The 22,322-nt window shown below is 38.2% G+C and carries 19 protein-coding genes and 1 pseudogene; 12 read left to right on the top strand and 8 right to left on the bottom strand.

What is annotated here, in order from left to right; all coding sequences use genetic code 11:
- Positions 1-15 precede the first annotated feature (15 nt).
- Together B5X53_RS16225 and moaA are read right to left on the bottom strand one after the other, a co-directional pair.
- Positions 16-1,194 carry a molybdopterin molybdotransferase MoeA gene (locus B5X53_RS16225; RefSeq protein WP_079714279.1) on the bottom strand — a complete coding sequence of 393 codons (1,179 nt, stop codon included), beginning with the start codon at positions 1,192-1,194 and terminating at the stop codon, positions 16-18.
- Positions 1,191-2,171, bottom strand: a complete 981-nt coding sequence (gene moaA, locus B5X53_RS16220) for a GTP 3',8-cyclase MoaA (protein ID WP_079714278.1) — start codon at positions 2,169-2,171, stop codon at positions 1,191-1,193. The genes B5X53_RS16225 and moaA overlap by 4 nt, the downstream gene beginning before the upstream one ends.
- A gap of 369 nt (positions 2,172-2,540) precedes the next feature.
- Between moaA and B5X53_RS16210 the strand changes: the two genes are divergently transcribed.
- Complete coding sequence (locus tag B5X53_RS16210; RefSeq protein ID WP_079714290.1) at positions 2,541-3,824, top strand: chloride channel protein; 1,284 nt, start codon at positions 2,541-2,543, stop codon at positions 3,822-3,824.
- 58 nt (positions 3,825-3,882) lie between these two features.
- Here B5X53_RS16210 and B5X53_RS16205 read toward each other — a convergent pair whose 3' ends face one another.
- Together B5X53_RS16205 and B5X53_RS16200 are read right to left on the bottom strand one after the other, a co-directional pair.
- Positions 3,883-4,344, bottom strand: a complete 462-nt coding sequence (locus tag B5X53_RS16205; RefSeq protein ID WP_079714276.1) for a hemerythrin domain-containing protein — start codon at positions 4,342-4,344, stop codon at positions 3,883-3,885.
- A 62-nt stretch (positions 4,345-4,406) separates the two neighbouring features.
- Complete coding sequence (locus B5X53_RS16200) at positions 4,407-4,871, bottom strand: hemerythrin domain-containing protein (protein ID WP_079714275.1); 465 nt, start codon at positions 4,869-4,871, stop codon at positions 4,407-4,409.
- Positions 4,872-5,157: 286 nt separating this feature from the next.
- Here B5X53_RS16200 and B5X53_RS16195 point away from each other — a divergent pair, with 286 nt between their 5' ends.
- Both B5X53_RS16195 and B5X53_RS19405 read left to right on the top strand, forming a co-directional pair.
- Positions 5,158-5,616, top strand: coding sequence for a hypothetical protein (locus B5X53_RS16195; protein ID WP_079714274.1), 459 nt, complete (start codon positions 5,158-5,160; stop codon positions 5,614-5,616).
- Positions 5,617-5,653: 37 nt separating this feature from the next.
- Positions 5,654-5,840, top strand: a pseudogene (locus B5X53_RS19405) (type I methionyl aminopeptidase); the annotation flags it as partial.
- A 208-nt stretch (positions 5,841-6,048) separates the two neighbouring features.
- On the opposite strand, the gene B5X53_RS16185 reads toward B5X53_RS19405, so the two are convergent.
- Both B5X53_RS16185 and B5X53_RS16180 read right to left on the bottom strand, forming a co-directional pair.
- A complete protein-coding gene (locus B5X53_RS16185; protein WP_079714273.1) occupies positions 6,049-6,756 on the bottom strand; it encodes a tetratricopeptide repeat protein in 708 nt (235 codons plus the stop codon).
- Positions 6,749-7,294 carry an RNA polymerase sigma factor gene (locus B5X53_RS16180; protein ID WP_079714272.1) on the bottom strand — a complete coding sequence of 182 codons (546 nt, stop codon included), beginning with the start codon at positions 7,292-7,294 and terminating at the stop codon, positions 6,749-6,751. The genes B5X53_RS16185 and B5X53_RS16180 overlap by 8 nt, the downstream gene beginning before the upstream one ends.
- Positions 7,295-7,572: 278 nt before the next feature.
- On the opposite strand from B5X53_RS16180, the gene B5X53_RS16175 reads away from it, so the two are divergent.
- The 9 genes from B5X53_RS16175 (at position 7,573) to B5X53_RS16135 (ending at position 17,905) form a co-directional block, all read left to right on the top strand.
- The gene (locus tag B5X53_RS16175) at positions 7,573-8,076 is read left to right on the top strand and encodes an outer membrane protein (RefSeq protein WP_079714271.1); all 504 of its coding nucleotides are present in this window, start codon (positions 7,573-7,575) and stop codon (positions 8,074-8,076) included.
- 66 nt (positions 8,077-8,142) lie between these two features.
- On the top strand, positions 8,143-9,387 hold the full coding sequence (locus B5X53_RS16170; RefSeq protein ID WP_079714270.1) for a hypothetical protein: 1,245 nt from the start codon (positions 8,143-8,145) through the stop codon (positions 9,385-9,387).
- Positions 9,388-9,473: 86 nt separating this feature from the next.
- Positions 9,474-9,905, top strand: coding sequence for a lipocalin family protein (locus B5X53_RS16165; RefSeq protein ID WP_079714269.1), 432 nt, complete (start codon positions 9,474-9,476; stop codon positions 9,903-9,905).
- 65 nt (positions 9,906-9,970) lie between these two features.
- Positions 9,971-10,462, top strand: coding sequence for a hypothetical protein (locus tag B5X53_RS16160; RefSeq protein ID WP_079714268.1), 492 nt, complete (start codon positions 9,971-9,973; stop codon positions 10,460-10,462).
- A 94-nt stretch (positions 10,463-10,556) separates the two neighbouring features.
- Positions 10,557-11,141, top strand: a complete 585-nt coding sequence (locus tag B5X53_RS16155) for a hypothetical protein (RefSeq protein ID WP_079714267.1) — start codon at positions 10,557-10,559, stop codon at positions 11,139-11,141.
- A 152-nt stretch (positions 11,142-11,293) separates the two neighbouring features.
- Positions 11,294-12,466: a hypothetical protein gene (locus tag B5X53_RS16150; protein WP_143533271.1), complete on the top strand. Its 1,173-nt coding sequence runs from the start codon at positions 11,294-11,296 to the stop codon at positions 12,464-12,466.
- Positions 12,467-12,496: 30 nt separating this feature from the next.
- Positions 12,497-14,263: an outer membrane protein assembly factor BamB family protein gene (locus B5X53_RS16145; protein ID WP_079714265.1), complete on the top strand. Its 1,767-nt coding sequence runs from the start codon at positions 12,497-12,499 to the stop codon at positions 14,261-14,263.
- A gap of 22 nt (positions 14,264-14,285) precedes the next feature.
- Positions 14,286-14,987, top strand: a complete 702-nt coding sequence (locus tag B5X53_RS16140; protein WP_143533270.1) for a hypothetical protein — start codon at positions 14,286-14,288, stop codon at positions 14,985-14,987.
- 131 nt (positions 14,988-15,118) lie between these two features.
- Positions 15,119-17,905, top strand: a complete 2,787-nt coding sequence (locus B5X53_RS16135) for a CHAT domain-containing protein (RefSeq protein ID WP_079714263.1) — start codon at positions 15,119-15,121, stop codon at positions 17,903-17,905.
- A gap of 261 nt (positions 17,906-18,166) precedes the next feature.
- On the opposite strand, the gene B5X53_RS16130 is transcribed toward B5X53_RS16135, so the two are convergent.
- Together B5X53_RS16130 and B5X53_RS16125 are read right to left on the bottom strand one after the other, a co-directional pair.
- Positions 18,167-19,525 (bottom strand): capsule assembly Wzi family protein, encoded by a 1,359-nt coding sequence (locus tag B5X53_RS16130; RefSeq protein ID WP_157822095.1) that lies wholly within the window; start codon positions 19,523-19,525, stop codon positions 18,167-18,169.
- Between the two features lie 397 nt (positions 19,526-19,922).
- Positions 19,923-22,322: a GumC family protein gene (locus B5X53_RS16125; protein WP_079714261.1), complete on the bottom strand. Its 2,400-nt coding sequence runs from the start codon at positions 22,320-22,322 to the stop codon at positions 19,923-19,925.

Below are 22,322 nucleotides of genomic sequence, written 5' to 3'. Positions count from 1 at the left end.
AACTTATAAATAATCTTAAAGATCGTAAACTTTTACTTTTGTTCCTGCTGTCACCACCGAATTTTCTGCGGGTAATTCCAATAGACATTCTGCTGTGGCAAAAGCCTGCAGGTTAAAAGATTGCTGGCCTTTTAGAAGCTCTACTTGATTGCCATTTTTTTTGCCCTTCATAAAGTGAGTAAATCCTGGTTTTTTCGGGATATCTTCAATAATTTCCAAGGTGTGATCCGCTTCCCATACAGCGGTTCCTCCTAACCAATGTTTTATCGACGGCCTCACATATTGAATAAAACAACTGTGAACCGAAGCCGGATTTCCCGGAAGTGCAAAAATTAATTTCCGCTCTTTTTTCCCCGCGAACATGGGTTTTCCCGGGCGCTGTTTTATCTTATAAAAAAGTTCTTTAACCTTAGCGGTATTTAAGCACTCTTTTACAAAATCATAATCTCCGACTGAAATCCCGCCACTTAGCAGGAGAATATCATTTTCAGTTAGCGCCTGGTCAATAATTTTTTGAAGGCTTTCTTTGTCATCCGCGGCTCTGTAGCTCTGAATTTGCTTTACACCACTTTCTTTTAAAAGTGCTTCCAGCATAGGACCGTTAGAATTATATATTTCTCCTTCTTTTAAAGGTGTACCGGGTTCTTTCAATTCATTCCCCGTGACAATGAAACCAACTTTAGGAGGAGAAAAAACCTTTACCAGTGCAACTCCAACCGAGGCGAGTAAGCCTATTTGGCCGGCTCCTAAAACCTGGCCTTTTTCAAGGATTAAAGAGTTCTTCTTAGATTGAGAACCTTTTAACCTCACATTGCTACCCGTAGAAATTTTATCTCCATCATAAGAGATTTGCCCTTCTTCACTAATCGCTATCAACTCCTGCGGAATTACGGTATTGGTACCTTTAGGAATCTTTGCTCCCGTAAAAATACGAGCGGCTTTTCCCGGAGCGATATTTATTTCAGAAGTATCTCCTGCCTGAATTATATTTGAAACTTCCCAGGTTCGGTTAGATTCATCAAAATTCATCGCATAGCCATCCATTGCTGAATTATCGAAGGAAGGAACATCAATTAGGGAATAAATATTTTCAGCAAGTGTTAAGCCCAGGCATTCACCAAGGCTTTTTTCTGTAATTTCTCCTCTTTCTGAATTTTCAGCGAGGATTTTTTTAGCCTGTTCTACTGATATCATCCGCCAATTCTAATCATACTTCGATTCTCGAGTTGAGTGGTCTCGGTATCCTTATACGATTTATTAAACTGGCCTCCCATCACTGCATGTTTCTTTAAAACCGATAACCTAATTAGCGGCTCAATATCTTCACCTTTACGCAGGGTACCTAATAAATCCATTTCATCTTTGCCAAAGAGGCAATTCTTCATTTTCCCATCTGCTGTAATTCGCATACGGTTACAATCCCCGCAAAAATGCTCGGTCATCGTGGTAATGAATGCAAAGGTACCTTCGTGACCAATGGCTTTATATTTTTTAGCAGTGGCATGTGGTTTGTCTTTCAACTTCACCATATCATATTCGGCTTCAGCCCATTTCAACATTTGGGTGGCGGTGATCACTTTTTTACTATTCCAGTGATTTCCTTCAAAAGGCATAAATTCTATCATGCGTACATGTAAGGGTAAATCCCTGGTTATTTCTACAAAATCCAGGATTTCCTTTTCAATTACACCTTCAATCGCAACTGCATTAATCTTAACCCTGAAACCTTCTTTCAGCAATAATTGAATATTTCGCCATACTAAATCAAACTGATCTCTTTTCGTGATCCTTTTAAAAGTTTCGGCATCTAAGGTGTCGAGACTAACGTTTACCGCACGGATTCCGGCAGCTTTAAAGTCGTCTATAAACTTATGTACAAGCACCGCATTGGTGGTAAGGCTTATTTCGACCGGGAGTTTGGATAGTCGGGATAAAATTTCCCTGAACTCTTTTCTCACCAGGGGCTCTCCTCCTGTGAGCCTAATTTTATTAACTCCCAGGTTTACAAAATTGGTTGCAATTTTTTCAATCTCATCAACCTGCATGAGATGTTTATTTGGTAAGCATTGTATATTCTCATCGGGCATACAATACTGGCAACGGAAGTTGCAGCTATCTGTAAGCGAAATTCTTAAATAATCATGTATTCTTTTATGGTTGTCTACTAACATCCACTCGGGGTTTATTGTTTGGTTTCTTTTTTAAGGGTTCCGGTAAATACCGAAAAACCCAAAAAGAAGCTAAGGCCATTAAAGGTATGATAACAAATGTAGCAATAGCAAAGGACAATTTACCCTTCAATATTGATAAAAAAACAAGAACTTGCTATGCGACACTCCACCATCTTGTTCCTTGTAAACATTGATTTATAAGGTATTAACAATAATTGGGGGTTCATATTTAGCTTCTTCAATTAGAACTATCCTTCATTGATAATTATTCAAAAAACAGGTGAAAATTGAACTTTCTCTTTCTCTAATTTTAATAAATTGCGGTTCGAAAATTCTTTCATTTTCGTAATCGCATTAAAAATTCAAAGCTTGAAGATTAGAACCAGACGAAAATTAATCAGGTCACTGGATGTTCTGGACAGACCCCTAAAGTTTAATCCTTTTGTATTTAGCCGGAATTTCTTCCTATGGGCGCTTTTAGGGATCATGGGCGGGATAATCTCAGGTGTATACTGGATTGTCCTGGAAATAGTTATGCACGGAATGGCATTTTTTGATGGCTGGCAGGTGATACCTACAATGGCTTTGGCAGGTTTACTGGCCGGTTTAATAATTCATCTTATTGGAGATCCTGGAGAAATTCAGTTAATCGTAAATAATATTAGGTTTAATAAAGGCAAACTGGATCCAAAAAACAATCTTTCCATGGTTTTGTCTTCTTTGCTGTGTGTGGGCTCCGGCGGAAGTTTAGGCCCTGAAGCACCTCTTGTTCAGGTAACCGGTTCTACCGGGAGCTGGCTGGGAAAAGTGTTGAGATTAAAAGGGGAAGAGTTACGATCTCTCAGTATTGCCGGAATGGCTTCAGGCTTTACCGCGCTTTTTGGCGCTCCTTTGGGCGGCAGCCTATTTTCACTAGAAATCCTGCATCATAAGCACGCCGCAGCTTATTATAAAGCCATAATACCGGCATTTGTGGCCAGTTGCTTTAGTTATATCATCTTTGCGCTAATTATACATCTCGGTATAGGGCCAATCTGGGATCTTCCTTCCTATATTATGGAAGATAAATTCGATTTTGCTTATGCCGTGTTATTTGCAGTAGTGGCAACGTTGTTCGGCTGGGTATTTATTTTTTGTACAAAATTTCTAAAATCGGCCTTCTACAAGCTCAATTTCCCGATATATTATAAGACATTCATCGGCGGAATCATTCTTGGAATTATAGCATTTTATTTTCCGATAACCCGATATTTCGGGCATCACGAAATCAACGATCTTTTATTGAATGACTTTAATTTGGAGTTTCTTGTCGCTATTCTTTTTGTAAAAATCCTGGCGATTTCAGTTACCGTTACTTCAGGCTGGCGAGGCGGATTTATTATACCCCTTTTCTTCGTTGGCGCAACCCTGGGCTTGATTATTCACCAGCTTTTTCCATCTACTAACCTGTCTCTTGCAGTAATCACCTGTATGGCGGCAATAAATGCCTGTGTAACCAGGACCCCAATGAGTACTACCATTTTACTTGCTACTTTAACCGGGTTTGGATATTTTATTCCTATTCTTTTTGCAAGTCTAACCGGGTATTTCCTGGCTCCGCGAATCCCTTTTATCTCTTCCCAGATGGGAGAAGAGAGAAACGACGATAACTAATCAATTAAAAAATCAATGAAGGAGTTATGTGAAACTTAAATGGTTTCAGTGATAAGTCTCAGGCCCAAAACTGATCTTCCCAGTCTTCACCAGAAAAAGATATAGTATGGTGCTGTTTTTCAATTTCTGCCAGCTCTTTTTTATTGTTAATCTCTTTAAAAAGAATCCGTTCTTCAAATCGTATATGGGCAGAGAGTTCCTCTTCTAGTAAATTGAGTACTTTTTCATCCGCACATCCACAACTTAATAGTTTTCTAATGCGCCTATGGTTAGCAAGAGCTTTTTTTACCCTTACGTTATATCCAAGCTTCGGGAAAATATATTTTTCTTCAATTTCGAAATGGGGCTCCAGGTAATTTTTTTGAAACCAGTTCATATAAGCTCTTATCCGCTCCAGCTCAACATCGTTCTCCAAACCTTCCCGAATCCTGGAACACACCTGCAATGCATGATGATGTTCCTCTAATACCGGCTTCAATTCGGAAGGATTTTTTGCTGAAGATTTTACACTTGTACTCATTATAATAATTTTTATGCCCGCCTCTGCGGAAATCCATTCTTGTTGTAATCTGAAGTTTATAATTAATTCTCCCAGAAATGATCCTGCCAGTGGTCATCAGAGAATTGAATTCCGTTATGATGCTTTTCAATATTGGCCAGTTGTTCAGCTGAAGCAACTTCCTGGATTTCATTAAAGAGAATACGTTCTTCAAACCTAATATGGCTATCCAGTTCCTCTTCAATATTATTTAAAGCAATCTCAATGTCCGTATCCTGGGAGAATAAACGCTTTAACCTGCGGTGTTCCTTCAGGGCTCGTTTTACAAGTTTATTATCATTACCTAATACTGGGAAAATATATTGTTCTTCAGCTTCAAAATGCGGGTCGAGATAATGAATTTTAAACCATTCTGTATAAGCTTTTATTCGCGAGACTTCAACCTCTTTTCTTACTCCCTGTCTTATTTTCCAGCACAACAATAAGCCGTGATGATGTTCCCTGCTAAGAGGTTTAAGAGCTTCATGTCGCTTTATTGGCTTTTTCATAATTTCTATTTTTTATTTTCCTATCCGGAAATATCTGGATTTGGGAGTTCAAATTTGCTTAATTATACACTCAAAATTTATGAGGGGAATCATATTGTTTTTTTAAGATAGGAAATGTTGAATGACTTACCTTCCTTCCAGCCTAAAAAAACTGTTTACTTCAACTGAAATCCGGTCGGCTTTCCATTGCCTGCCCTAATCCTCCATCCTAAATAAAAAAAGTAAATTTATCCAAGTTATAGCGCAACCTTTTTTACATTCGAACATCTATAAAATAAATAACCTAATGAAACATTATATTTGGATGCTGGGTTTGGCATTATGTTTTCTTTTAAGCTGTAATTCAGATGACTCCTGCGAAAATTATAGAATTGCGACTATTAGCCTGGAAGACGAATATGCTTGTAATGATACCAGATACAGCTTAGATATTTCCACTACAGAAGAATTTGAACTAATTACCAACCTCGCTGAATACAAGGATAAGGTTACCGGAACATGCGATCCAACCCTTATTGACTTTACAAATTTCGATTTGATTATCGGGAAAGTACGGCTCGGGTCGGGAAATGACTCTATCGATTATTCCCTTATTGAAAGCTGTACCGAGGGTCGGAATTTATATGTGACATTTATTCAAAATGATGCGATGATAGCACCTGTGATCACTTACCATGTCCTGGTTCCAAAGGATGAAGCAAATAAAACCATAGAAGTTAGAATTTTTAAGCAGACACGAGCATAACTTAAGAACTTTATGTCATTGAATTATTGTCACCAGAAAAAACAATACTACTGTAGCAATAGAAACCTTTATATCAACAACTTCTACTATTGCAATAGAACCAAATGATAAGTGTGCTTTGATAGGCAATAAAGGCGGGTACGTAACACAACACGAACAGACAATTATTAATCACGGACAATATTCCAGTTATTCTCACTAAATCTAATGAAATCTGGAATTAATGTAAAAATAACTAAGTTCATTAATAACAGCTCTATTGGTCTGGATGCAAATTCTAAGCGATTTACTTTTATATTTTTTCTTAATATGAAAAACAGATGAATTTGATTCGCTCCTGCTCTAATTAAACGTGGTCAGAATCCTCCCTACACTCCACCATTTTCTCACAAGGCTAACGGGTGGAACCATTGAGGAAATTAAAAGGAAACATCAATCCAATTGTTTTAATAAGCGTTGTGCCTGGCTCCTAAGCTGACTATCGGAAAGAGCTACTTTTTTTAAATAATTTCTGGCTTCCGATGTTTTTTCCAGCTTTAGATAAGCTAACCCAACATACCAAAAAGCAGGAATCGTAAAGTCACTTTGCTGTTCCTGCCAGTCATAACCTTCTAAAACCTCAATTCCTTCGATAGTATTGTTCTTTGCTAATAGACTTACCCCATGATAAAACCTTAAATAATCCTTTTCATTCTTTTCATATAAATCCTGGAAGGCGATTGCAGCTTTATTAAATTTTTCAGCATCATATAATTTAAAGGCTTCGGATTCTTTATTTTCTATACTAACTTCGCTTCTGGTTGACAGGCTTATGACATTTGGGTATGCTTCAAAATTTTCAGCATATAATTGATCATTGGTTTTCAAATTATAAAATAGAGAACCTATAACAATGAGAATTGTAACTGCTGCCGCATATAAGTACCACGACTTTTTGTTTGTTGGCTTTTTTTCTAATTTTTGAAGTCTTTCTTTTAAGGACACATGTTTTTCTTGTGTAATGGCCTGTTTAATCTCCAGCTCATTATAAAAATTCTCCCTTAGTTCAGCATCTTCTTGCAGGAGCTGCTCGAGTTGCTGAAATTCATTTTCAGAAAGTTGGTTACTAAAATACTTTTCTATTAATTCCTCCTTATTCATATTTTCCCCTCACTAATTGCTTTAGCTGTTTTAGGCATCTTGATTTTTGACTTTTCAATACATCTTTAGAAGAATATTTTAAAGCTTCTTGTATTTCATTTAAAGTCATTCCTTTATAATAATACAACTCCAAAATTTCCTGACATTTCTCACCTAAACTTGTCCATGATCTTTTTAAGGCTATTTGCCGTTGATCATCTATTTCTGCTTCAAATACCTTCATTTCTTCCGAAACATGAATTATTCCTTCACCATGATAGATTTTTTTATTCTTATTTAATTGCTTGTATATTTTAAATTTCCCAATGGCAAATAGATAGGTTTTTAATGAACTGGTTAATTGCTCCAGTTTTTGATCTTGTACATTTTCATATAAACTGATAATAGTCTCCTGGTAGATATCTGAAATATCCTCTGAGGGTATAAAAAATGTATGGGCAAACAAAAAAAACTCCTCTTTATAAGTAAGATAGATCCTATCTAAAGTTTTCAAGTCATTTTGCTTTAGTTTATCAACTAAATACTGGTCTTTAACCATTAATCCATTTTTTGGGGTAAAGTAAACATCGGCAAAGGTAAACTTTTTTCCTACTACACATTATTCTTTAGCCTCCCCCTTAAAGTATGATCTCATTGACATTCATAGTCAGTGCTGTCTCAAAAATCAAAAAATTTTTTCTGATCTATATCTTATAGCTCTGCCCCTGAATTAGTTGTTTAAAAAACTGCTTCCCATAAATTTTTATCACTCCCAATGTTTACTTCTTTTTTCTAAAGGTATCAATAGGTGAATGTTTAATCAAAAATTAATATAAAATGAAAAAAACACTATTCTCTATTATCCTTATGTTAGGATTCTTAAGCACTACGCAAGCACAAGAAGAAACCAGAATCGGAGGCTTTCTTGCCTATGGAACCGAAATAGAAAACCTGGGTATTGGGGTCAATGCAGAGTTTCCTGTCATGGAAAAACTTAGCATCTCACCTTCGGTCATCTATTATTTTCCGAAAGAAGAATATGGATTTAAAATGAATTGGCTGGAATTTAATGCCAATGCCAACTATTATTTTCTGAATAACAGTGACCTGGGGGTTTATGCCCTTGGCGGACTTAATTACAGTAGCATAAAAGTTTCCTATGATGATTCGTGGGGTATGGGTGGAAATTTTTCAGCATCAGACGGTCGTTTTGGACTTAACCTTGGTGGCGGGCTCAATTTTGATATTGGCAGCAGTATCCTACCCTTTGCTGAAATTAAATACGTCATCCTGGATAGTGGACAATTGGTAGCCTCTGCCGGTGTAAAATTTAAACTCTAATCAAAAATTTTGGAAAATAGAATTTCCGATTTTCCTTCAATGAATAATTAATTAAAAAGAAACGAAATGAAAAATTATTTTAAACCTACCTCTTACTTAAGCCTTCTTATCTGCAGTATATTGTTATTAGCCTCATGTAGTAGTGATGATGAAGATATTGAGCCAGTAGAAGAACTACTCCCTCCTATTGTTCTTGAATGCGACTACTTTAGTGAAGACCGTGTACTGGAAAACGATACAAATAGACCCGTAGATTATATTATAAGTTGTTGGACAAATGTAGAAGGAAGCCTTAGAATTGAAGCAGGCGTTGTTATTGAGTTTGAAAATCACGCAGGATTAAGAGTTAACCTGGACAACAAGGTTTTTGAAATAAAGGGAACTGCAACAGATCCTGTTATCTTAACCGGAACTTCCAAACAAAAGGGTTATTGGAGAGGGATTTTCCTAACCGAAGCGCACAACCCAAACAACCTTATAGAGCATACGGTAATAGAATATGCCGGTTCACAAAACCTAACTTCTTCTTCTCCTGTATATGAAGGCAGTTTGGCCCTAAGAGGAGTTTCGGGCACCCCGCCGCAAGCTCTTACCCTAAACCACGTAGAAATAATAAATGGTGGCAGCGTTGGTCTAGACTATCACGGTATCAGTAAAAACGCAAGCATTTCGACTTCAAACCTAATTATTGCAGGAAACGAAGATGTACCGGTAAAGGTCTCAGCAGAGATGGCGCATTTTTTCGATAATACTTCTTCGTATACCGGTAATGCCAGCGATTTTTTTAACATTACAGGTTCCTATTACGAAATTGAAGACCAAACCGTAAGTTGGCAAAAATTGGACGTCCCGTATCTTGTAGATAGCAGGGTGAGTATCGGGGACGATGGTCACCTTAGCATTGAAGAAGGGGTAGAAATGCAGTTTAAAGCCGGGGCATATCTCCAAGCATACGGTTTTCTTCCTCCTTACAACTTAAGTTTAAAAATCTTAGGAACAGAGGCAGATCCTGTACATTTAAAAGCACATAACGGCACCAACTGGGGCGGTATACAATTTGGTTTTACACAAGAAAACAATATCATATCCCATACCGTCATAGAACATGCTAAAGGCGATTTTCCGGTTGGAAACATCCAAAATTCAGGTGCTATCTATATGCACGCACGACCTAAGTTAACCGTCGAAAATACGATTTTCAGAAACTTAGAAAATTGTGCCTTTTATGGATACTCAAGCAACCCGTTTGAAAACTTAACAACAACCAATCTCACTTTTGACAATGTCAGTGAAGAGTGGTGTGAAGAATAATTAGTAATGAGCAGCGGTATGTAAAAACGGAATTAGCCATTTACCTACCGCGCGCTCTTTAAGAGAAACCCATTCTAAAACAATATATGAAAGGGAGTATGCTACATATAATTTTATTACTTACGCTTAACTGCTGGCTTACTAGTTATACGTCCTTTTCCCAAACTCTTGATAAAGAAACCATTCTAGGCACCTGGGATATACAAGGCAACTTGATGGGTGAGAACGGTAAAGGGTGGTTGATACCACACAAGCAGTCTAATGCTGATTGCTTGCCAGACCACACCGTTTTTACTAAGAACCATATGGCCAGGGAAGTAAAATACAACAAGAGTTGCCAAGAAAGAGAAAACACTTTTAATTGGACATTGAACGAGGGTATTATAACACTTTCCAAAGGAGAACGTAGCATTAAATGGCATATCGAAGACATGAAAAATGGCAAAATGACCATAGGTGTTCCGATCCACCCGGGAGCAGAAAAAAAGCTATATCTGCTATATAAAAAACGAAATTAATCTTATAAGAAATGAAAAGAACAATCATACAATCAGCAACATATATTATAGCTTTATGCCTATTTATGGCTTGCTCAAATGACAATGAAAAAAAAGAAAATAAAAACACTTCCTCCAATGTGCATACTTATCATATCGATATAGCGAACGGAAAAACCTACCAGGGAAATATCTCTAAAGTTTCAGGCGGAGTTTATAATCCTGTTTCGATCGTTGAATATAGCCAGGCGATAGATAGCAAAGTAATGGCCGGAACACTTATGGATACCGGTGAATTTCAGATAGGAATAGGAATAGCCTTAGATGAAAACAATAAGCCAAGTCTTAAAGGTAGTGGTCCGGGTATTGTTTTTGGCCAATGGGGAGTGGAAGATAAATACAGCCCCTCAGGAATAATAGATATCACGTTAAATAATTATGAGGAACATAATATTTCCATATATGGCCAAGATGGAAAAGTAGCATCGTGCATTTTGAATTTTAGTGGGAAGTTTAAGTTAGGAGCAGATGGGGAGGAGGTAAATGTAACTGGTGAAATAGTCGTGGACGCCCCTTAAAACGTAGCTTAAAATTTTGATAAAAGGGACAGGATTCTCAGGTTCTTTCAGAATTAGTGCCTGGTAAAAATTAACAAGGACAAATCTTAAACAGATGAATATAACTACACTTTCAAGACCTATTATAATAATATGTATACTGGTTTTAGCAATTGGTACCACAGCCCAGACTAACAATGAACATCAAGTTTCTTTTGTTGTATCGGGAGCAATATCAGGTAAAAAAACAGGTAATGCAAAGGTATTGTTCTCCGAAGGACAGAACAGGCATTTCTTTACTATCCAAATTACAGACGAAAATACAAATACTCCCGAATACAGATTACGATTTCGGGCGGAGTCCTGGGAAGAACTAGGACTACCCGAACCGGGAGAATATGCTATTATAGACCGGGGGAATCCCGACCTGGGATATGAAGCAGGGTTTGAAGTAACCTATACGCATTATTTAGAATACAATGACTCATATTATCAAAATGTAGCCATAGAATACAAAGCGCAGCCCGCCTGGAAAATAGCTCCCAAAGGAAAAATAATCATTGAATCGGTTGATGGTACTTCCCTTACGGGCAGCTTTGAATTTGAACTACCGGAAAACACATCCATTAACAAAGCACCTCTAACAGGAAAAGGGATAAACATTGTTAGCGGCAAGTTTAATGTTGAAACAAAGAAATAAAAAATTAAGAAATGAAAACAATCTATTCCAGTACCCTGATGCTTTTATGTGTTTGGTTAAGTGTATCTTCTTGTTCAAAAGAACAGAATCCAGCACCACCGCAAGATGAAGAAGAGCAGCAACTAAGCCTTACGATAAACCAGGCAATGATAATGGTATCATCGACGGTCACTTTTGAAGTCACCGCAGATGGAGAACCCGTGACCGATGCCGATATCTTTATCAACGGACAGAAAACCGATGCATATCAACACCAATTTAACCAGGCCCAAACTGCAACCGCTATTGCGAAGAAAGACGGGTATAAAGACAGTGAGCCGCTTACAATCACGGTAAACGTAATGCAAAGTGATGTGGATATTTACGTGCTGGGTGAAGGTTATCACGAACAACTCCAGGGCATTTGGCCTATGTATTGGAAGAATGGAGAACCAATGCCACTGCTACTCGCTCCAAATCATATGGAAGACCCTGTGATTTACCATAGTATTGCCGTCTCTGGTCACGATGTGTATATCACAGGTGAAAGAATCTTTTCAAGTTCACGAGCCTCAGCTTTCTTTTGGAAAAACAACACTTACCATGAATTAACCCAGCCATCCGGGTATGCCAAAGGATTAGACATCAGTCTGGCCGATGATGACGTGTATGTGGCAGGGGTTCAAAAAAATGCGAACAACCTGATAGATATTGCTTATTGGAAAAATGGTGGAGAGTTACCTGTTCGTCTGGATAGTGGAACCATAGGCCAAACGGGAGAGAGTTTCATCAAGGTAATCGGGGATGATGTTCATGTTGCAGGCATATTGGATGCTGAACCCACATACTGGAAAAATGGGGTTGCCACCCCGTTAGAAGGCACGGGAGTGGTTACCGGTATTGCAGTATCCGACCATGGAGATGTATATATTTCCGGATACGGATCGAACGGGAACCGCACAATAGCCAAATATTGGAAAAACGGACAAGAAGTTATTTTAGGAACAGGTGAGCTGGAGTCAGAATCAAGTTCAATTTTTGTAGAAGACGACGATGTATATGTGGCCGGATATGAGAAGGTATTACATAAATCGGGTCAAGGCAGGGTAAATGTCGCAAGGTACTGGAAGAATGGAGAAGCAGTAGATCTGACGGATCGCTCGTACCCTGCAGAAGCTAGTGGCATCTTTGTATTGGACGGGAATGTATATGTGTCGGGAATAGAATCTCTACCCGACCAGAAAGTCTCGGCAACCTATTGGCATAACAGCCAACCGGTGAGGTTATCGAATAAGGACCACAACGGGCAGGCCGGTGATATCTTTGTGGTGAAAAAAAATCCATAACCCTTCCCCCCTCTCAGAAAAACTAAAAAAATGAACTTCATAAAAATAACATTTCTATTTCTTTTAATAGCATGGCAGTCAACAGCTCAGGACGCTATTGATCCAGGGAATATCGATCTTGGCTTCTCACCAGAATTCATTGATTTTTCACCAGATGACAGATACCTGGTTGCCGAAAACGACTCTCATTACCAAGTTTGGGATTTAGAAACCCAAACCAGGATATTAAATGGAAAGCATACTTTTAAACCGGGACGCGCTATAAAATCAAAGGTGTTGCCAACCGGTAGCGGTTATTTCTTGTTTGGAACCGAGCAAGTGTTTATGACGGTCGATTACCAACACAACAAGACCCACGTTAAGGCCTTTAGCCTTAAAGATGGAAAAATGATCTGGGAAACCGACCAATTGCATATGGAAGTTAGCCTTGCCGAAACCATTTTACGTTTACACGGTGAAGGTATCGTAACCGCTGAAATAGTTGGGAAACAGGTAAACCCACGCCACTCATTCAATTCCTTTTTTACTCCGGACAAAGTCTTAGACAGACTAATTAATTACCTCCCTGAAAGGAATACGCTCTTTTTCAACGGAAAAAAAGGTTTGCAATCGGTTGACATTAATAATGGCAATATCAACTGGACACAAAAATCCGTAACTGGTGGAATTGGGGAAATTTTATTCAACCCTCAAGCCGGTCAATTATACCTAATAAAAGTTCCCAATTCTGAAGGCTCGGTAGACCTTCTTACAGCCAAACCCGAAGTACAAGCCTTGGATGTAAACACCGGTAAACTGCTATGGAGTGTTCCTTATACAGGTGACTTTACACCTGGTTACGCTTCGATAGTTGGCCACACTTTAGTGCTTCCATATTTAGATCTAACTTTTATCGATGTTAAGAATGCTGTAGAACGCAATGGTGACATCAAAAGTCGTCTGGGAGCTGCACGAACCTCAACCAAAGTTTTGGGCGGTATAATGGCCATAGATAAAGCCATTAATGGCGGCAATAGCCAGGCAAAAACCGATAGTAAATACAATAGATTAATCCCTCGACAACTTTATTTTGACGCCAATGGGAAGTTATGCTACTTCACGATATTTAACAAAAAAGGAAAACTAGGTGTAGGAGGTAAAAAGGGCTACCTCAATATTGATATTCATAAAGACAAGGTAGAAGTAGAAAAATATAATATCCTGGGAGACCAATGGACAGTGATACAAGATCAGCTGGAAGACGGTATTTTTTATATAAAATCATCTGGCACCCTTAACCGTACGATGATAACGGCCATAAATCCCGAAAATGGAGAAATTCTTTTTCAAACCGATAAAGCCAGAAACAGTGCCGATAGAGCCAAAGCCTTCAATCCTTTTTTAATTTCCAATGCTCGTATTATCGATTTTGTGTCCAAAGGTATCTATACCCTTGATGCCAGAACCGGACAGAAAATCGCTTACACCACCTCCAGGGACTTAGGCGTGGGCACAATAAAATCCAGCCGTTTTTTCGAGAAAGGCATCTATATTTTCGGCACCAAAGGCATAGGAATCATGGACTTTGACGGTAAGATTATACTAAATGTAGAAGCCAGGAACGTAAAGGATGTAGTAGCCAATTCAAACGAAGTCTGGATACTGGAAAATAACAAGTTTACCCGCGTCAATCTTCAACTAGCCAAAATAACAGAAAACATTACCTTTAAAAGCCGTGAAACGATGGTATTCAGCCCTTCCGGAAAATACCTTTTAAAGGTGAATAAAAAGGGAGATAAAATTAAAATGTATAACTAAAAACTCAATTATAATGAACAAAATGAAATCAATCACTCACTTATTAACCATAATGCTAGTGATTAGCTTAACGGTAAGCTGCTCCAAAGACAATAGTGAGGAAATTGGCAATGACCTAACCGGGGTAAACGCCACATACAATATGATGGTGGATTATAATGATAAGGGAAGTCAAATCCCGGAACTTACAGAAAGCAATTACTTGTTTGAATCCGACCTGTATACCTTTTATTTAAAAACAGAAATTAACAAACTAGAAACTAAAATAAATAACTGGGCAGAGATAGCTCCCAAAAATCCCAAATATGAGGAAGTCCAAGCCGATATTAAAAAAGCCAAAGAAAGCTTAATCGGTTTATACGAAAACCTAGAAAATATAAAGCCCTTAATAGGTATTAAACCACCACGAAAACCACGTCCTTGTTTGGGCAAAGATAACGACGCCATACCCTGTATTAATCCTAAGCGATTCAGCCTACTGGTAACTACTGATGATGTTGAAATTCTCAGCTTGAGCCTTTCTGACAGTAAAAACAATACCATTGCGGTCAATAATTCCAAGGAAACCCACCAACCGCTACCTGAATATAAAAATTTACTTTACTATACTTCGGTACAGCTTAAGGAAATCCAACCTATGGTCGAAGCTACCTTATCCATACAAAAGCAAGTTAAGGGTAAGACTTTTATTTACAAAGTTCCCGTAATGGTTAGGCAGGATTAACAAACGAATTAAAACAGTTTACCAATAAGCCTTTATATATAATTAAAAAACAACGGAAGGTAGTAATCAGAAAAGAGGTCGTATGTCTATACGCCTCTTTTTTGTATTTTAGGGCGCTATAAGCTTTTTAGATGAAAAAGACGATTATTACTCGTATAGGACTCATTCTGTTTTTTACCACCTCCATACAAGCCCAAAACGATACACTGGAATATCATTACTCACAACTACACCAATACGTATATACCGACCAGGATTCCACATATTACCACGCTGATAAAATTATTCCGGTAGCCTCAAGACACAAAGCCTACGACTACCTGTTTTATACTCTTACTATGGTTAATTATTCAGCAGGATATTTTCATAACCTAAGCAAACTCAGAGAAAGCACACATTTAGCCGATTCCCTCTTTACTACACACCATACTGGCTTGCAAAATTTAGGCCTACGGGATTATACTGATATTACTGTTCAGAAGCAATTTGATAAAGGCCTATATTATTATTTGGTAGGCCACTACAAAAAAGCGAGAAGCAGTTTTAATAGCATGCTTGAAACCCTCAGCAGCCTTCCCGATTCCTTTCAAACTGCCAATGACTATGCTTCTATATCTTCTGCATACAATTACCTGGCAAAAATGTATACCAATGAAGGCAAATATGAGCTGGCAAAGCTTTACTATAAAAAGGATCTACAATTTTTAAAGGAAAAGTTGCCTATCCAACAAGAAAATATAAGCCATGTGTACCGATTACTTGGCGAAGTATATATGAAAGAAGGACAATACCAGGAGGCCAATCGGTATATTCTAGCTTCGCTAAACCACGACCTTAAAGATTTCACTACAGAAGAAAGTAATAGTATAGCTGCTGGAACCGGCTATATGGTTGAAAACTATCTGGCGCTCTCAAAAGTGGATAGTGCGAAACACTATCTCTCCATTATGAGACGCGCTTTAACTGATAATAGCTCCTATGCCCCAAACTATTACTTAAACAAGGCTGCTGTTCTGGATAAAGAGAAAGAGAAAAAGGGCGCATTAACAGCCTATTTAAAGGCATTAGAACTCGCTAAAGCGAAATGGAACAATAGTCCACATAGCAATATAGCACAAATACACGATAAAATAGCGTCATTTTATCAACGTGAAGGACAAACCACCTTAGCCCTAGAAGAATACAATAAGGGCATTGCACAGGTATACGGGAATTCCATAGAAAGGTCCACCTTAAACCTCATTACTTTAGTAAACCTTTTAAAAAACAAGGCAAATGCACTAAGCACATTCCAAACAACAGAAGCCCGTAATAACATCTTGCAAACAGTAGATTTGGGTATCCGCACCCTGGATAGTCTAAAACCCACTTTTGAAAACCACGGCGATAAGTATCAACTTATAGAAAACGCTTACCAATTGTTTGAGACTGGTATTGCCGCTTCATTTGCATTGTATCAATTAGATAATGATCCAGGTTATATAGACAAAGCATTCTATTATTTAGAAAAAAGCAAAAGCATCCTGTTGATGGAGGCTTTGTTAAGTGCCAAAGCAACCCGGTTTGGGTCGGTGCCCCAAAGTCTCCTGGAAGAAGAAAGTTCGCTACGTAAAGAAATTAGTCTCTTGGAAAAACAACAGCATACAGCAAAAAAAACCTCTAATAAAATAAAAAAAAGACTGTTTCTGTTAAAAGATGAATATCATAAGTTAATGGCTACTATAGAAAAGAACCATCCTGAGTATTACAACTTAAAATACAATACCAAGGTTGTTAACTTGAATGAAATAAAAACACTGCTGGATAGTGATCAAGCTTTTATAAGCTACTTTTATGGCAGTGAAAACCTATACGCTATTACCGCCGGGAATAAGAAAAACGGGTTTTATCGCCTTGATACCAGTAAGAATCTAAACGAACAAATAACAACGTATTACCATACATTAAGCACACCCGGTATTTTGAATAGCAAGCTTATTACCGCTTCGGCCGAGTTGTACGCCCAACTTTTAGAACCGATGCAGAATGATTTTTCAGCAAAAGAAAGGTTACTTATTGTAGCCGATGGTGCGCTCAATTATATTCCATTTGAGAGTATGGTTGTTTCTAAGGAGACCGATAAAATTAATTTCCTGGCTGAAAAGAAATCTATTGGCTATGTAAATTCAGCTACCTTATACAAGGAGTTGTCAGGAAAAAAAGAGCAAAACCATTCTGTTTTAGCCTTTGCTCCCAGCTTTATGGGCTCTAAAAACGACAAATTACAATCCTTAAAAAGCAATAAGGATGAAGTAGCGGCTATTTTAGGTCATTTCAAAGGAAACGGATTTATCGATAGCGAGGCTACACTTGCTAATTTTGTAAAAGAACCGAATTTGTTTGGCATCCTTCATCTAGCTACCCATGCCACGGTAAACGACACATTACCGGAGCTGTCTTACCTTTCTTTTGAACCCGTGGAAGGCCAGGAAAGCACCTTGCACGTGAGCGATTTGTACAATTTAAAACTCAACGCCAACCTGGTTACTCTTAGTGCCTGCGAAACCGGTATCGGAAATTTAATGAGGAGCGAAGGCTTTATAAGTCTCTCTCGCGGATTTTATTATAGTGGTGCTTCAAGCATTGCCGGTACACTCTGGAAAATAAGCGACGAATCTGCCGCTGAACTGATGGATTATTTTTATAAAAACTTAGCCGAAGGTAAAACAAAAGACGCAGCCCTGGCCCAGGCAAAACGTGATTTCATAGTCTATAATCCCCTTAAAGCACACCCCTATTTCTGGGCTGGCTTTATTGTTAACGGCGATGTGTCTCCTGTTACAGCACAAAAGAACAATATTGTATGGTGGGTGTTATGTTTTTTAATATTAGGGGGGGTGGTTTTCTTTGTTCTTAAACGCAGGAAGTCGCAGGTATAAATATTACTGTGTTATAACTGGGAAACTAAATATTATAAGAATAAGTTAGGAAGAGAAGAATCCTTAATCATAAAGCAAAGTAATACGTACTTTAAAATCAATGAAAGAGGGTAGGTATATTAGCTTAGAGAAGGATTAAAAAGAATATATTTGAAATTGAAGGTTCTAGTCACTGATATGGAGTAGAATTAAAAGCTTAATTCAAATGTGAAATTTTGCTAAATGGAAGGCTACATTCTTTGCAAGAAGATAAATAGTCTTCTAAAATTGCTTACTCAAATTTAAACCAACTCCATAAAGAGGTTCTGAGATATTGCTTACTTCAACACCTAGCTGGACATTCAGCTGCACAAAAGACTGTAAAACATTAATATCGAACAATCCGGCTAGGATATCCCGGTTTGGAGTATAGAACCTCCCGTACCTGCCTTCGTTATGAGAAAAACTCAGTAATAACTTCCAGGGATAACTCACAAAGTAATTGGAAAAATTTCCGGATAAGCCTAAATGATGTGCGCTAAATTTACTGTTAACGACCTGGTCTAATTCTTCATTGTAAGTAAAAAACGGAAGGCCTATTATTCTGCGCTCATAAGTAAAACCGGAATGATAAGTCAGGAAATTATTCATATAATTGTCCGCCCCATGGGGGGAACCGGCATTAACACTTTGATTTCGGGTATAAAAAAATTCATATAGAATTCCATTAACCAGTCGTTGATCATCTTCAAAATCAAGAAAAATACCATAGCGTCCATCGGGAAAATTAGCGTAACGGCTACCGGAACCGTCCTCAAACATATGGTTGTAGATAAAACTTAATTCAAGCTCAGGATTAATTCTTTTTGTAATTTCAAGTTCGTAAGTACCTAAATGATTTCCCAATACATTGGCCTGGTCCCCTCCTACAGCATTATCACCACCTTCCCGTCCGGAAATCACTTTTACATAATCTGAAAATCCATCGGGTTGTGGTCCTGACTCGGGGGAGTCACCGGCCCATTGCGCAAAATGCCGAACCCCTACTTTAAGCTGAAAATCGGGGTTGGGTTGGTATACTAAATTGATGCTTTTATGATGCAACCTCGCACCTTTTACAAAGCGATCGTCTCCCAGCAAATATTCACTCCAACTAGCTTCAAAACCATAAGCTGATTCAGGAGTAAAGAAAATAGTGCGATTGGTAGAAAATGATATCCCCGGCAATGGCCTGGCATTAAGGGACCATAACATGTTTTCGTTAGTGGCACTTAAACCTTTATAAAGCTCTTTTTCCTGCCTGCGTCCAAGTACGGCTTCAAGCCAATTGTTATTATAAGCAGCATAAACCTCATCCAGGAATATTTCATCACTTATTCCATCCTGGTATAAAATCCCTGCACCAATTTCTAAAGAATTCCCATTGCGGAATTCATTGAAAGTCCTTCCCGAAATCCAGCCAGAAAGATTTGTTTCATCAGACACCCGGCCACGCTGATTATGAACCATCCAGAAAGGAAGTTTTTGTAAAGAACCTTCATGTAAATAGCCATTTAAATTTACAGAGCCCTCAAAATTCCACTGTGCATAACTACTGAAGGATAGCAAACTAATAAAGCTTAAAAAAAATAATTTTTTCATTGGTTGATTAAATCTGGTTTCAACGAGCTTAAATTTAAAAAATTGCCTTTTCTCAGTTGGCATTTAACAGTCTCAGAAGGCAGGAACATCTCTACACCAAAGCTTGGAGCGCTCCTGAGTCGCTCGCAAGGTCGAAACGAGGTAAGAAAAAAACTAAAAAAATTCGTGGTTTCAGTCTCAGTTCGCAAAAAAACTCCAACAAAGAAATTGTACAGCTTCGGAGTCGCTAATAATGATTACCCGACACAAGAGGAAACTGAAAACAGAGAATCGAAAACTCACAACAGAAAACTTCCATGAGCAGTCTCAGTTAGCAGGAAAACACTTATCAAAAGATTGCCACGCTTCTATCCTATATTGCTGCCATTGACAAACCGAAACAAGAGAGAACCAATAACTAAAAAATCGCTGCTTTCTCCTTAAGTCTCTTAAAGAAAGACTTCTTTTCTTCCCCATAGGCATAACCATACTTATTCCCGTAACCGAAATTAGCAAGCTCTACATCATTCAGTACAAAACTTACATCGTGTAGTTTTCCTTCGTTCTTGGCATCTACAGCAAATCCGAGTAGTTTCTTTTCAGTATAACCTGCACGGGCTACGTAGAGCGTAAGATCGGCATATTTGTTAATCAAAAAGGTATCGGCTACCAGCATTGATGGCGCAGTATCTACAATTATATAATCGTAAATTCCTTCCAATTCGTTCAACAGCCTTGCCATTCTTTCGCTTCTAAGCAGTTCTGATGGATTTGGAGGTATATGTCCGGAGGCTATAATATCTAATTTTTCGTGCGCTTTTGCTTTGGCAATAATCTCTTTAATGCCGGTTTCGGTATTATAAAGATAATCACTTACCCCGACATAGGTACGGGCATCGGTCTCGTATCGCTGAAGCTGCGGATTTCTTAGATCGGCTCCAACTATTACTACCTTTTTACCCATATTGGCCAAGGTAATAGCCAGGTTAAATGCTATAAAGGTTTTTCCTTCCCCTTTAACCGTAGAGGTTACAAATAATTTAATTCCCTTTTCCTTATCTCCTGCACCAACTAATAAATACTGAAGGTTGGTTACCATAATCCGGAATGCTTCGGAAAGTACCGACCTGTCATTTACCGAAATAAGATCACTTTCCTTCCTGGCAATCCTCGGGATTTCACCGACTATAGGAATTTCTTTGGTCGCGTTTTCTATATCGGTTCTATCGGTGATTTTATTATTCAATAAATTTTTTACATAAATAATAAGAAACGGGATAAGTAAACCTAAGATTAAAGCAGCGAGCAAAATGATTTTCGCCTTTGGTGAAACCGGTTTAGTATTACTGTAAGCACTGTCTACAATCTTTGCTTTAGGTGCTGTAACCGCCAGGGATAAAGAATTCTCTTCTCTCTTTTCAAGCAAAAATAAATAAAGGGCTTCTTTAATATTCTGCTGCCTTTCAATGCCCCGGTACTGTCTTTCTTTTGCCGGCACTGCCGAAATTTGAGAGCCTATAACAGCCGCCTGCCTGTCCAGGTCTTCCTGGGCAATAAGGAGATTACTGCGCATTCTTTCCAGGCTTTGTAAAACATTCCCACGCATCTGGTCTATTTGGGAATTCAGCCTTAAAACCACCGGGTTTTCTTCAGTAGAAGCGCTTAAAATCCTGTTTCTTTCTAAAACCAGGGTGTTGTATTCTTTGATCATATCATTGACGCCTTCTTCCTGGATACCAAGGTTTGCCGGTAAAAGGTCAGATGTATTACCTTTTAAATGATCTAACATCGCATTGGCCAGTTCTAACTGGGTACCCACCTCCTGCTGGCGCTTCTTATAATCGCTGGCGTTTTCTATAAATAATTCTGATTCCGCCTCTATATTAGTAAGCTGATTAGATTCCTTAAATTCCTCTTTACCTACTTCAACCGAATCTAATTCCTGGTTAATAATACTTAATCGTTCATCTATAAAAGAAGCGGTATTGGTAGCCACCAGATTTTTATCTTCTATTGCCTGCCGGTTATATTCCAGAATTAACTGGTCTAAGATATCCTGGGCTTTTTCGGTTACCGGGTCTACCAGGCTTAACTCTAAAAGGCTCGAATTCTTATCGGTAAGATTAACCTGGACTCCTTCCCGGTATTTACCTACTATTGATTCTACTGGACTAAATTGAACACTAACTTCCAGGTCTTCTTCTTCTTCCGGTTCTATGCCTGTTCTTTCAAGCGTGATATCTGCAAAGCCGATATTCACCGGATTTCCAAATCTCCCCTCAAAATTTTTGTCGGATTCGGTGTTTATTAAAATAAAATCGTTTTCTGATTGAGGCTCAATTAAGAAACGGTGACCCAGTTCCTCTTTTATAATTTCACTCAGTTTTTCCTCATCCAATTGAAGTACCTGCACATTGAAAGGAGACTTGTTATAAAGCTCTTTGGATTTTACCCCAGCTTCATCGTAATAGATTATATTTAAATCAAGCGCCTTAACGGTTTTGGTCATTAAGGTTTTAGATCTCAGGATCCCAATTTCATTTTCAATACTGCTGGCACCCATACCGCTTAAAAGGCCGAGATCGGCAAAACCAGCCATTTCTGAAGAAGGACCCTTGCTTTCTTCATCTTTAATAATTATACTGGCGGTTGTACTGTATTGTGCGGTGGTATATTTTAAATATACAAAACCGATAAGTACACATAAAATTACTCCGAAAACAAACCAGGGCCAGTACTTTAGGTATTTATCGAGTTCTTCTCTTAAGTTAATTTCTTCTTCCTGGGATCTTATAGGGGTATGATGTTGTTGAGACAT

It is taken from the genome of Salegentibacter salinarum (assembly GCF_900168115.1).
Lineage (GTDB): Bacteria > Bacteroidota > Bacteroidia > Flavobacteriales > Flavobacteriaceae > Salegentibacter > Salegentibacter salinarum.
Note: the sequence above shows the minus strand (reverse complement) of the source record. Positions and strands in the feature narration are given on the sequence as shown.